Origin of the sequence: Paraburkholderia sp. A1RI_3L, assembly GCF_048957895.1 — a bacterium.
In the GTDB taxonomy this organism is placed as follows: Bacteria; Pseudomonadota; Gammaproteobacteria; order Burkholderiales; family Burkholderiaceae; genus Paraburkholderia; species Paraburkholderia kururiensis.
Genome location: NZ_JARCHA010000004.1, coordinates 517,089 through 529,225 on the forward strand (window position 1 = coordinate 517,089; position 12,137 = coordinate 529,225).

10 protein-coding genes are annotated in these 12,137 nt (G+C 63.8%); 8 read left to right on the forward strand and 2 right to left on the reverse strand.

All coding sequences use genetic code 11. From position 1 onward, the window contains the following. Positions 1–114: 114 nt before the first annotated feature. Positions 115–942: an SDR family oxidoreductase gene (locus PXJ20_RS15055; RefSeq protein WP_421031262.1), complete on the reverse strand. Its 828-nt coding sequence runs from the start codon at positions 940–942 to the stop codon at positions 115–117. 99 nt (positions 943–1,041) lie between these two features. On the opposite strand from PXJ20_RS15055, the gene PXJ20_RS15060 reads away from it, so the two are divergent. Together PXJ20_RS15060 and PXJ20_RS15065 are read left to right on the forward strand one after the other, a co-directional pair. Next, complete coding sequence (locus PXJ20_RS15060) at positions 1,042–1,986, forward strand: LysR family transcriptional regulator (RefSeq protein ID WP_421031261.1); 945 nt, start codon at positions 1,042–1,044, stop codon at positions 1,984–1,986. A 70-nt stretch (positions 1,987–2,056) separates the two neighbouring features. Continuing rightward, complete coding sequence (locus PXJ20_RS15065) at positions 2,057–3,952, forward strand: SAM-dependent methyltransferase (RefSeq protein WP_421031260.1); 1,896 nt, start codon at positions 2,057–2,059, stop codon at positions 3,950–3,952. A 323-nt stretch (positions 3,953–4,275) separates the two neighbouring features. Here the strand turns inward: PXJ20_RS15065 and PXJ20_RS15070 are convergent, their stop codons facing one another. Beyond that, positions 4,276–5,304 (reverse strand): helix-turn-helix domain-containing protein, encoded by a 1,029-nt coding sequence (locus PXJ20_RS15070; protein WP_421031259.1) that lies wholly within the window; start codon positions 5,302–5,304, stop codon positions 4,276–4,278. A gap of 780 nt (positions 5,305–6,084) precedes the next feature. Here PXJ20_RS15070 and tssB point away from each other — a divergent pair. From tssB to tssG, 6 genes are all read left to right on the forward strand, one after another. Beyond that, on the forward strand, positions 6,085–6,639 hold the full coding sequence (gene tssB, locus PXJ20_RS15075; RefSeq protein ID WP_277599296.1) for a type VI secretion system contractile sheath small subunit: 555 nt from the start codon (positions 6,085–6,087) through the stop codon (positions 6,637–6,639). Positions 6,640–6,705: 66 nt separating this feature from the next. Further along, positions 6,706–8,211, forward strand: a complete 1,506-nt coding sequence (gene tssC / locus PXJ20_RS15080; RefSeq protein ID WP_017773548.1) for a type VI secretion system contractile sheath large subunit — start codon at positions 6,706–6,708, stop codon at positions 8,209–8,211. A gap of 78 nt (positions 8,212–8,289) precedes the next feature. Next, on the forward strand, positions 8,290–8,775 hold the full coding sequence (locus PXJ20_RS15085; protein ID WP_017773549.1) for an Hcp family type VI secretion system effector: 486 nt from the start codon (positions 8,290–8,292) through the stop codon (positions 8,773–8,775). Positions 8,776–8,842: 67 nt separating this feature from the next. Continuing rightward, positions 8,843–9,298: a type VI secretion system baseplate subunit TssE gene (gene tssE, locus PXJ20_RS15090; RefSeq protein ID WP_421031258.1), complete on the forward strand. Its 456-nt coding sequence runs from the start codon at positions 8,843–8,845 to the stop codon at positions 9,296–9,298. Position 9,299: 1 nt separating this feature from the next. Next, a complete protein-coding gene (gene tssF / locus PXJ20_RS15095) occupies positions 9,300–11,054 on the forward strand; it encodes a type VI secretion system baseplate subunit TssF (protein WP_421031257.1) in 1,755 nt (584 codons plus the stop codon). Next, positions 11,009–12,136: a type VI secretion system baseplate subunit TssG gene (tssG, locus tag PXJ20_RS15100; RefSeq protein ID WP_421031256.1), complete on the forward strand. Its 1,128-nt coding sequence runs from the start codon at positions 11,009–11,011 to the stop codon at positions 12,134–12,136. The genes tssF and tssG overlap by 46 nt, the downstream gene beginning before the upstream one ends. Position 12,137 lies beyond the last annotated feature (1 nt).

Here is a 12,137-nt window from a genome sequence, read left to right on the forward strand (position 1 = left end):
GATCGCCACTTCGCGCCCGGCGTGATCGCAGCGGCGCTCAACCGCTATACGTGGCGCGATCTCTCCTGCAACGGATGCCGATCGTCACATGTCGCCGCCGTCCATTTTCCGAATCTAGGCATCTCCCATCACCGAAAAGGCGATCTCCTTTTGCGCCTCCAGGATCTCGAGCTGTTTCATCAGCGACGTGCGGATCGATTCGTATGCGAACCTGCCTAGCGTCAGCCGCAACGGAGCAGACGGGTTGTCGATCGTCGCGATCATCGCGTCCACCGTCTTTTCCGCGTCTGCAAATTCGAAGTAGCCGTTTTCGAGCGCACGCCGGATGTCGTCCACGGGCGTCGCGTCGTACACAGGCATCGGTTGTGCGCGGTCGAGGCCGGCGCCGAAGTGGGTGCGCGTGGCGCCGGGTTCCACGATCACGAAATCGATGCCGAACGGCAGAACCTCCTTCGCAACAGCTTCGATGAAGCCCTCGATGCCCCATTTCGTCGCATGGTACGCGCTGAAGGCCGGGTAGCCGACGCGCCCGCCTTCCGACGACACCTGCACGATGCGTCCGCCGCCTTGCTGCCGCAGACGCGGCACGACTGCGCGAATCAGCTGGATCGAGCCGGTCAGATTGGTCGCGATCTGCCGTTCGATCTGCGCGTCGCCAAGTTCCTCGGCCGCGCCGAAGAGCCCATAGCCCGCGTTACTGACGACGACGTGGATGTGCCCAAGCGCAGCAAACGCCTGTGCGACGGCGGTGCGGATCGTATCGACGCGCGTCAGATCGCATTGCGCGACGTGCAGCCGGTCGCCGTATTGTTCGCGCAGATCGTCCAGGCTGCCCGGCGTGCGCAGCGTCGCCACGACGCTGTCACCCCGCGCAAGCAGCCGTTCTGCCATTGCGCGCCCCAGACCGCTCGACGCGCCCGTTATCAGCCAGTTCTTCGCCATGCTCCCGCTCCGTTGAAGGTTTGAGCGTTCATGCTAGAGCGGTATGATTCGCCGCAGAAGTGCCGCCAATCCGCATCACGTGTTGAAGGAAATTCACCAATGGGCAAACCGACGCTCGCCGATCTGCAGGCTTTCATGGTGGTCGCCGCGCGGCGCAGCTTCGTGCAGGCGGCCGGCGAACTGGGCTTGTCGCGCTCGGCGCTGAGCCATGCCATGCGCGGCCTCGAAGACGATCTGGCCGTGCGCCTGCTGCATCGGACTACCCGTAGCGTGTCACTGACGGAAGCGGGCGAGCGTCTGCTCGCGCGGCTGCGCCCCGTGCTCAGCGACCTCGATCACGTGCTGGACGACGTTGCGCGCGACGACAAGGCGTTGCGCGGAACCCTGCGCATCAACGGCAGCGATGGCGCGATCCGGCAACTGCTGCAGACCGTCGTGCCGCGTTTTCTGGCGATGTATCCGCAGATGGAGCTGGATCTCGTGTCCGAAGGGCGGTTCGTCGACATCGTCGCGGAAGGTTTCGATGCCGGCATCAGGCTGGGCGAAGCAGTGCACAAGGACATGATCGCGGTTCGTGTCAGCGAGGATTTCCGTTTTCTGGCCGTCGCGTCGCCGCGCTATCTGCGCAAACACGGGCGGCCTGCCGTGCCCGAGGAGTTGCAGGCGCATCGTTGCATCCGGCAACGGCTGCCGGGCGGCAGGCGTTATCGCTGGGAATTCGCGCGTCATGGCGAGGCGATCACGATCGATCCGCCAGGTGCGTTGACGCTCGACAGCAACACGCTGATGGTCGAAGCGGCACTGGACGGACTCGGCATCGCCTACGTGCCGGAGCCCTATGCGCGTGATGCGCTGGCGAAAAAGCGGCTCGTCGCGGTGCTGAGCGACTGGTGCCCGGCGATTCCGGGGCTGTTTCTGTATTTCCCCGGCAACCGGCATATTCCCGCCGGATTGCGTGCGTTCATTGATTTGTTGCAGGAGCAGTGGGGCAGTGCGAGCGGCGGGGCCGCGCGGCCATCGCGCCAGTCGCCGCACGAAAGCTGAAACGCGCGGCGTTTCGCTTGCACCTGACGTTACGTTACCTTTTATGGTTAGCCCGACGACTGGGAAGGCCATGCAACTAAAAATCGGCGAACTGGCGAAGAAGGTAGGGTTAAGCATCAGAACCCTGCATCACTACGACGCAATCGGATTGCTGTCACCGTCGCAGCGCACGGACGGCGGCGCGCGCCTGTACGGGCGCGACGACCTGATTCGGCTTCACCGTATCGAGGCATTGAAACGGTACGGCTATTCGCTTGCCGACATCATGTCCAGCCTCGACGGCCCGTTGGCTGACGCACCGCTGCACATTCTGCAGCGGCAGATCGCGGAACTCGATGCGCAGGCACTGCGCGCGCAACGCCTTGGCCGCCATTTGCAGCACCTGGTCGACATGATCGCCGCCGGCAGCGAGACCACGGCGATCGACTGGCTGGACGCTCTGGAGCTGATGGACATGTACCGCAAACACCTGAACGACGACGAACTCGACACGCTGCTCGCATCCGGGCCGGATACGGTTGCGCCAACTGACCCGTCATGGACCGAACTCATCGACGAGGTGCGGCGCGCCGTGGAGCAATCGCTGCCGGCCGAAAGCAGCGCCGCGCAGGCGTTGGCCTGGCGCTGGATCCGGCAGGTGGTGCGAATGACCCGCAACAATCCGGCACTGGCCACGAGGTTGATGCTGATGCAGCTTGGCGAGCCGCGCGCCCAGCAGATCGTCGGCATTACAGCGCAGATGTTGGCGTGGATCGACGAAGCATTCACGCACGCGCGCTGCGCGTTGTTCGCGAAGCATCTCAGCGCGGCGCAGACCGAGGAAGTGCGGCGGCGTCAGTTCGCCGCCACGAACCGGCAGGCATGGCCGGCACTGGTGATCGAACTGAGAACGCACATGCAGGCGGGCGTCGACCCAGGCGCCGATCCTGTACAGGCCATCGTCAGGCGCTGGCAGCAGCTGTTTCGCAATAGCTTCTGCGGAGACGATGCGGCCCTGGAGGCGCGTATTCGCAATGCCTTGATGCAGGAACCCGATCTGCAACTGGGCGTGGGCCTGGACGATGCGCTGCTGGCCTATCTGCACAAGGCGCACCTCGTCGGCAACGACACGGCGGTGCCGGTTCAGGCAGCGCCCAAGCCCAGCGCGTTGAAGGTGGCCGTGCAGCGGGCTGCACATCAACTGCTGGACCGACCGCTCGTGCTGGACGATCCTGTCGCGTTGACTATCCTCGACGCAGAAGAAATACAGGCGCTTCGCGACAACCTAGAAACGTTCCGTCAACCAACGTCTTTAGGGATGCGAAGTTCGGTGGTCGTGCGCAGCCGGCTGGCCGATGACGTGTGGGCCGCCGCTATCGAACGCGGCGTGCGCCAGTACGTCGTGCTCGGCGCGGGGCTTGATACGACTGCGTACAGGCATCCCGATGCGCCCGGTCGACTCTTCGAAGTCGACCTGCCCGCTACGCAGACATGGAAGCAGATGCGCTTGCGCGAGGCCGGCATTGCGGTGCCGCCATCGCTTCGCTTCGTGCCGGTCGACTTCGAGAGCGTGGGACTTGCCGAGGGCCTGGCGCGCGCGGGTTTCGATGCCGACGCGCCGGCCGTTTTCAGCTGGCTCGGCGTGACCATGTATCTCGACGAAGCGGCAGTTGCCGAGACTCTACGTTTCATCGCCGGCTGCGCCAAAGGCAGCGCGGTGCTGTTCGAATACGCACTGCCGCTGTCGAGCATGCCCACCATGATGCGCATCGCCATGGAGCAATTGATGGCGCAATTCGCGCAGCGCGGCGAGCCATGGAAGAGCTTCTTCGAACCTGCCGCGCTCGCCGGGATGCTCGGCACGCTGGGGTTCAGCAGCAGCGAAACCTGGACGCCAGACGAGTTGAACCGGCGTTATCTCGCCAACCGCACGGACGGGCTGAATATCGGTGTGGCGCCCACGCGTCTGGTTTTGGCGACGGTCTGATCCTGGTTGCCGGATTGCGTGATGGATATCGCCTGGCTCACCTGACTGCTTCCTTTTTGGCTACGACGGGTGTCTCCCCGCTGGAAGAAGTGCGCGCAGCGCTGGAAAAGCTCGCGACGGGGCATGCGTGCGGCAAGGTGCTCATTCGCACGCGCAGTTGAGCCGGAGCCGCGCCGCGATATGTGACATACGCGATATACGCGACGTGCGCGACATACGCGACATACGCGACGCAAGAAGTGACGCGTGTGTTGGACGCTTCCGGGATGACGGCCCGCTGGTTCGAGTCCAGCGGACCCGTGTGCCTGTCCGCGACGCCTACCTCACCGCATCCGCGCAATCCAGTCGTGCCAATCGTCGGCACTCGCCGTTTGCACTCGCGCGGCGTCGCCGCTCAACGCCAGCATACGCACTGCGCGCGGAGACAAGCCAATCGACCGGCGGAACGCGCGGGCAAAGTTCGCCGCGTTCGAAAATCCATGCTCGGCGGCGATGTCGGCAATCGATATGCCACGTCGTGCCGGGTCCGCGAGCATCTCGCGGCAGCGGCGCAAGCGTCGTTCGCGAATGTATGTCGCGAAACCGCCTTCCTTCTCGAATAACCGATAGAGCGTAGCGCGCGATATGCCGTAAGCGAAGGCCACTTGCTCCGCACTCAATTGCGGATCGTTCAGCCGCTCTTCCAGGTGGCGGCAAATCGATACGAACACGCACTGCTGAACGGCGGCCGCATGTTCCGGTTTCACGCTCGCATTCATGACCGAAGCGGCAAGCTGCAACGTGGCCGGCAGTACGGCTTTCGCGCTTGCGATCGTCATCTCGGGGCCGTGCTTGTATAGTGACGTCAGATGTTCGCGAAGCAGAGACACAGTGGGATCGGTGCCGCGAAGCACCCGCATGCTGTATTGGTCCGGCGCGTCCAGTAGCGGCGACAGCAGACGGCGAGGTACGGCCAGATTGAGAAAGGTGCTTTGCGTGGTTTCGGTTGCGAGCGGCTGGGCCGCATCCACGATAAAGAGGTCGCCTGGCCGGGTACACGACTCCGGGCCGCCGTCGCGCGCGCGGCAACTGCCGTCCAGATAGAACTGCAGAACATAGTGGTCCAGACCATCACGCCCGATCTTCGCATTGGAGCGGTTGTAGCGCTGCGTCCCGGTCTGTATCGATCCCAGCACCACGTCCCCATACTGATATCCGTTCACGCGGGTCTTGAAGCCGGCGTCGCGCGACTCGGAGGTTTCGGTGTCGAAGATGACGTTGACCGCTTCGCGCCAGGCCGCGAACTGCTGGGCGCGCGGCAGGCCGCTGGTATCGAAGTGAGAATGAGGCAGAGCGTTCGGCGTTGGGTTCATGGTCCACGTGGGTTCCGGCTGCGTTCTGGACTGGATCGTTGTACGTCCCGGGCGGGCATGGCAGGAGCTGAACGTGAGATACCTCGCCGGGCTAACAGGGCTAACGGCCGCGCGGCCCAATACTTTAGAGCGGCAGATCTACCGGCGTGCGGCAAAGGGCAGAGGGGTGCCGCACTCGTCGAGTGTCATCCTGATGTCACATTGAGTAAGGCGTATTGACGTATGCATTCGGGCAGAGTCCGCCGCCACGTCGACGGCCGCCGCGAGTGAGACAGAACGACAAGTATTTGAGACACCCTGATACGTTGTTTTGCGCGGTCCGATTTTCGCTGAACCAGGCAGTACGACGCAAAAAGTCTATGGTTAAATGCCGCCTGAATTTGGAGACACTACAAACCTGAGGCTGAGCGCCGATCGTGCTCCGGCTCAAATCAACTCATAGATGTCACGGTTCTTTCCGGTGCAGCCATACCCCTGACCAGGGTGACGTTCACGGCCCGGAAGAATCGCGGGGACGAGCGCCGACATGACCCCGGCGCTCGATACGGCAGCCTGCCATCCGCGCAAGGTTCGCCACCGCCGTGTGTGAGTGCCCTGGTTCGCAGGAGTCTGAAGAAAAGCGCTCACGTTAGCGGCATTGCGCCAGCGGCCTGCCGCCTCGCTGTCGCAAGCGGACTTCCGCGCGCTTCGACCAACCATTTCGCTTCGTACTGCCTGCCTCGCGGCGAGCGTGGCATTCACTTAGTAACACTAAATAGCTGAGCGTTTTCGGAGAGATCCATGTCGAACAGTTTGCAGAAGTGGGTAGGGCGCAACCGTCCGCCGCGTGTCCAGATCACCTACGACGTCGAAGTGGGCGATGCCGTGGAAAAACGCGAGCTTCCGCTCGTGGTCGGTCTGCTTGCAGACCTGTCCGGACAGCCGGCTACGCCGCTGCCCAAGTTCAAGGAACGTCGCTTCGTTGAGATCGACCGCGACAACTTCGACGAGATCATGGGCAAGATCGCCCCGCGTCTCGACCTCTCCGTGCCCGACACGGCGAAGGGCGAGGGCAATCTCAAGATCGAACTGAATTTCCGCAAGTTCGAAGACTTCCACCCCGAAAGCATCGTCAACCAGGTGCCGCGCCTCGCGAAGCTGCTCGAAGCGCGCCAGCAGTTGCGCGATCTGCTTGCCAAGCTCGATGGCAATGACGAGCTGGATTCGATTCTCGAACGCATCGTGCAGAACAGTGAGGCGCTGAAAGAGGTTCAGAGCCAGGCGCAATCGAGCGATGCCCCGGCGGCAGCGTCGGCCGAGCCGGCTGCGCCCGCAGAAGACGCTCCGGCAGCGTGACGCATCGCGAAAGACTGCTCAATCTGCCTCTGACCGGGGCGCAACGAATTTTCTGAGGTGATCGGAATGGCAAGCAATCAGGCGGCCGGCGCGGCCGCGCGCGAAACCACGGCTCTCGACGCGACAAGCGGCGAATTGAGCCTGCTCGAGCAAATCGTTCAGGAAGGGAACATGGCGGTCGAGCCTTCGCAGAACAGCTATGCGAAGAAGCTGATCGGCCAGCTCGCATCGCAGATTCTCGACGAGGGCATGCGTACGAGCCCGGACAAGAGCGTCGTCGCGATGATCAACGAGCGCGTGGCCGAGATCGACCGGCTGCTCACCGATCAACTGAACGCAATCATGCATGACGAAGCATTCCAGGCGCTCGAAGCGTCGTGGACGGGTCTGCACGACATGGTGTTCGGCACGGAAACGGGCCCGCAACTCAAGCTTCGCCTCATGAACGTGACGAAGAAAGAGTTGCTCAAAGACCTCGAAACCGCCGTCGATCACGACATGAGCACGCTCTTCAAGAAGATCTACGAAGAAGAGTTCGGCACGTTCGGCGGCCAGCCGTACTCGATGTTGATCGGCGACTACTCGTTCGGTCGTCATCCGCAGGACTTCGCGTTGCTCGAGCGCATTTCGAAGGTGGCAGCCGCTGCCCACGCGCCGTTCGTCGCCTCCGCTGCGCCGAGCCTCTTCGACCTCAAGTCGTTCACGGATCTCGGCGTGACGCGCGATCTGTCCAAGACCTTCGAGAGCGCCGAGCTGGCCGCATGGCGCAGCTTCCGCGACTCGGAAGACTCGCGCTACGTCTCGCTCGTGCTGCCGTCTTACGCGGCGCGCCTGCCCTACGGCGCGAAAACGAAGCCGGTGGAGAGCTTCAACTTCGAAGAAGACGTGGACGGCACCGATCACAGCAAGTACCTGTGGGCCAACTCGGCTTATCAACTCGGCCTGCGCATTACCGATTCGTTCGCGAAGTTCAGCTGGGCCACGGCTATTCGCGGCGTGGAAGGCGGTGGCAAGGTCGAAAACATGGTGGCGCACGCGTACAAGACGGGCGAGGGCGACGTCGTGCTCAAGTGCCCCACCGAAGTGACGATCACCGACCGTCGCGAGAAGGAACTGAACGATCTGGGCTTCATCGCGCTCGTCAACTCGAAGGGTTCGAACTTCGCAACGTTCTTCGGCGGCCAGACGACCAATCGTCCCAAGGTCTACAACAAGGACGCGGCCAATGCCAATGCGCAGCTTTCGGCACGTCTTCCCTATGTGCTCGCGGCATCGCGTTTTGCCCATTACCTGAAGGTGATCATGCGCGACAAGGTGGGCAGCTTCCAGGCGCGCAGCGACATCGAGGCGTTTCTCAACAACTGGATTGCGGACTACGTGCTGATCAACCCGTCGGCCTCGCATGCGCAGAAGGCGCGTTTCCCGCTGGGCGAAGCCCGCGTGGATGTGACCGAAGTGCCGGGCAAGCCGGGCGCATACCGCGCAACGTGTTTCCTGAAGCCGCATTTCCAGATGGAAGAACTGACGGCGTCGATCCGGCTCGTGGCCGAACTGCCGGCCGCCGCGGCGTGACGTCCCCGCGTGCGGCTCCGGCCGCACGCCGCAACTTCGCTTTTCATCTTTTGAGTCACCTTTCGACAAGAGACAGTCATGGATACCGTTCTGCTGCATTTCAAGGACATCAAGGGCAATTCGACGCTGGAAGGCGCGACTGACCACATCGTGCTGTATTCGTACTCACTGGGCGTGGCGATGCCGATGAATCACGACGTGGGCCGCACGGAGCGTACGCTCGGCCGCCCGAACTTCCAGGACTTCGTCGTCACGAAGGCGTCCGACCAGTCCACGCCGGCCCTCTACGGCGCCTGTGCCGGCGGTACGAAGCTCGGGGACGCCAAGATCTCGATCGGGCGCAACGAGGGCAGCAAGTTCATGCCGCTGCTGGAGTACACCCTGAGCGACGCCATGATCTCTTCGATCAATACGTCGGGCGGCGGCGAATCGACCGACAGCGTGACGATCAGCTTCTCGAAGATCACGACCGTTTATACGCAGCAAAACGTGGACTCGACGAAGAAGGGCACGGCTTCGTTCGGCTGGGATCTGGCCGCAAACAAGGCCGAGGCACCGGCCTGAGCATCGGCTGAGCGCCGCTGTCGGATGCTGGAGATCGGCAGTCCGCACTATCTGGAGTTTTCGTGCCATGCCGGCAATCGTCAGCGGTTCACCGATGCCCCTGTTCGACCGCCTCGCCGCCAGCGGCGAGGCGCAGCTTTCCAGCGCCGATGCGCTGCGGGACTCGATCGCGCGCGACCTCATGAGACTGCTCAATACGCGCTCACACCTGACGTTCGACGAATTCGCCGGTTGCGAGGGGACCGTGCTCGACTACGGCGTGCCGGATTTTTCGGAGCGCTCGCTGCAATCCGGACCGGACCGTGACGCGATTGCTGCGGTCATCGTGCGCGCGATATCGCTGTTCGAGCCGCGCCTCGCCCACGCAACGGTGACGTTCGCCTTTCCCGCAGGTCACGCGCAGCACGCGACGTTGACCATTGCGGGGCAGATGCGTGCGGGCCTGGGCGTCACGCACGTGGCGTTCGAACTTGCGGCCAACGGACATACGTTCGCCGATGCGCGAGGCGCGAACCGGGGCTGACATGGCGACCGACGACATCCTTCAGTACTACAAACGCGAGCTTTCGTACCTGCGTCTGCAAGGTGCGGAGTTTGCGCGCAGCTATCCGAAGATCGCGTCGCGTCTCGCCCTGCACGGCACGGAATCGCTCGACCCGCACACCGAGCGCCTCATCGAGGCCACGGCGTTTCTCGCTGCGCGCGTGCATCGCGATCTCGACCAGGAGTTTCCGCAGGTCGCGTCGGCCCTGCTCGACAACGTTTGTCCGTCGCTCGTGCAACCCGTGCCTTCGATGACGGTTGCGCAGTTCGAACTCGATCCCGCACAAGGCAAGGTCACGGCAGGCTTCGCCGTGCCGCGTCACACGGGCCTGCAGGCACGCACGGAAACAGGCGACGCATGCCGCTTCCGCACGGCGTGGGAGACGGTGTTGTGGCCGCTTTCCATTGTCCACGCTGCGTTCGGCGAAGACGCCACGCTGCGCCTCACGCTGGAGTGCGCGGACGGTGTGGACTTCTCCGAACTGGAGATCAGGCAACTGCGCCTGCATCTGTACGGCGACTGGATGGTGACGATGCCGCTCTACGAGTTGCTCGTATCGGGCGTGAGGGACGTTTCGGTGCAGCCCGAAGGCCGTGTGCCGGTTCTGCTGCCCGCGCGCGCCTGGCGCGAAGTGGGCTACGGCGAAGCGGACGACGTGCTGCCGCGGCCGCCGAACGCGCAGCCTGCCTACGCGTTGATGCAGGAGTACTTTGCGTTTCCGCGCAAGTTTCATTTCTTCGATCTGCACCATCTCGAAGGGCGTCTCGGCAAGGGCCGCCGCTGCGAGATCGTGCTGCATCTGAAGCGCACGCCGCGTGGCCTCGGCATGCTCAACGCCGGGCATTTCCAGCTTGGCTGCACGCCCGTCATCAATCTGTTTTCGCAGACGAGCGAGCCGATCGTCATCGATCATCGCCACTACGAATACCGGCTCGTTGCCGACCAGCGGCGCGAGTCGATTACGGAAATCCATTCCATCGATTCCGTCGTGGCGTCGCACCCGACGCTCGGGCGCGAGTCCGCGGTGCCGTGCTTTTCGGCCATCGACCACGTAGCGGCCGAAGGCGACACCGTGTTCTGGTCGGCGCGCCGCGAGCGCAGCCTGCGCGAGCACGTGCAAGGCACCGACATGTTCCTGAGTTTCGTCGACGCGGCCAACACGCTCGCCGATCCTGGTGCGCCCGTGATCTACGCGAACGTGCTTTGCACGAACCGGCGGCTCGCCGAACGTGTGCCGGTGGGCGCGCGCATGCTCGTCGAGAAAGTCTCGCAGAACGCGCGCGTGCGCTGCCTTTACGAACCCACCGCACAGCGCAGCCCGGCACTCGGCAGCGAGACGCTGTGGCGGCTGATCTCGCTGCTTACGCTCAACTATCACTCGCTCGTGAGCGGCGCGACGGGCCGCGCACAGTTGCAGGAGATGTTGCGTCTCTTCGCATCGGACAGCACGCGCGAACAGGACCAGATTCGAGGCATTCGCAGTGTGGACGCACGCAGCGCGACGGCGCATGTGGGCGGCGATGCGTGGCGCGGCTATTGCCGCGGCACCGAGGTCTGCGTCGAGTTCGATCCCGACACCTTCGTAGGCGGCTCGCCGCTGCTGCTGGGCGCCGTGCTCGCGCGCTTCTTCGCGATGTACACGTCGGTCAATTCCTTTGTACGGCTCGTGGTGCGCCGTGGAGACGAGATATGGAAGCAATGGGAGCCGATGACAGGCTGCCAGCAGTTGCTCTGATCGCCCGTCTCCGGGCGAATCCGCAGCGCTTCGATCTGTTCCAGGCCATCAGTCTGCTGGAACGGTCCGCGCCGTGGGCGCGTCCGCTCGGGCGGGGCAACGGGCTTGCCGAGGCGGTGCGTCTGACGGGCCACGTCTCGCTCGCGTTCCAGCCGAGCGACATCCACAGCGTGCGCGAAAACACTGCGGCCGATCACGACAGCGCGCCCGGCGTCTCTTACGCACAGCGACCCACGTGGACGCTGTCCACGCCTCTGCTCACGCTCGCGGGCGCCAACGGCCCGTTGCCGAGGGCCTACACCGAACTGGTGCTGGAGCGCCGTGCGCAACGCGACACGGCGACAACAGACCTGCTCGACATTTTCAATCACCGCTTTCTGTCGTTCCTGTATCGCAGCCGCAAGAAGCACGCGCCGGCGCTGAACTGGCGTTCGCCGCATGCGAGCGCGATTGCAACTTCGCTCGACGCGCTCAGTAATCTGGGTCTGCGCGCGGATGAACGCGGCCCGCAAGACGCCCGTCTGTGGCTGCGCCACGCAGGGCTCCTGAGCGCCGCGCCGCGCTCGATGACGGGTCTCGTCGCTGTGCTTGCGGACCGGCTAGGAATCGAAGTACGCGGCGTGCAATTCGTGGGCGGCTGGCGTGAGATCAATCGCGCCGATTCGCTGCGTCTCGCCGGCATCGGTTTGGCAACTGCTTCAGAAACAGATTCCGGTGCAACACGACTCACCGGTGTGGCGATGCTCGGGCGACGCACGTGGGACGAAGCGAGCGGCATTCGCCTCGAATTTCCGTGTCTTTCGAAGGCGCGTTTCGAGGCGCTTCTGCCTGGCGGCGCGGATCACGCGCGCGCCGCGTGGCTCGTTCGCACCTATCTGCAACAAGATTTCGACGTGCAGTTCGTGCTGCATCTTGCGCCCGATCCTGCACCGCAGGCCACGGTCTGCGCAGCCGGCGGTGCGCAAGCGGCGAAGCTTGGTTGGACCACCTGGCTGGGCGGTTCGCGTCACCTCACTCGCGCGCCGGCACCCGTGCGCCTCGCGATGCGCGAGGCCGCCGTGCCCGCGCTGAAGCATCACTAAG

Bases quoted from the DNA above. Each gene is read 5' to 3' on its own strand.
- tssB (WP_277599296.1), top strand. From the start codon at position 6,085: ATGTCGAACAGTTTGCAGAAGTGGGTAGGGCGCAACCGTCCGCCGCGT.
- PXJ20_RS15055 (WP_421031262.1), bottom strand. From the start codon at position 942: ATGGCGAAGAACTGGCTGATAACGGGCGCGTCGAGCGGTCTGGGGCGC.
- tssF (WP_421031257.1), top strand. From the start codon at position 9,300: ATGGCGACCGACGACATCCTTCAGTACTACAAACGCGAGCTTTCGTAC.
- PXJ20_RS15060 (WP_421031261.1), top strand. From the start codon at position 1,042: ATGGGCAAACCGACGCTCGCCGATCTGCAGGCTTTCATGGTGGTCGCC.
- tssC (WP_017773548.1), top strand. From the start codon at position 6,706: ATGGCAAGCAATCAGGCGGCCGGCGCGGCCGCGCGCGAAACCACGGCT.
- PXJ20_RS15085 (WP_017773549.1), top strand. From the start codon at position 8,290: ATGGATACCGTTCTGCTGCATTTCAAGGACATCAAGGGCAATTCGACG.
- PXJ20_RS15065 (WP_421031260.1), top strand. From the start codon at position 2,057: ATGCAACTAAAAATCGGCGAACTGGCGAAGAAGGTAGGGTTAAGCATC.
- PXJ20_RS15070 (WP_421031259.1), bottom strand. From the start codon at position 5,304: ATGAACCCAACGCCGAACGCTCTGCCTCATTCTCACTTCGATACCAGC.
- tssG (WP_421031256.1), top strand. From the start codon at position 11,009: ATGGAAGCAATGGGAGCCGATGACAGGCTGCCAGCAGTTGCTCTGATC.
- tssE (WP_421031258.1), top strand. From the start codon at position 8,843: ATGCCGGCAATCGTCAGCGGTTCACCGATGCCCCTGTTCGACCGCCTC.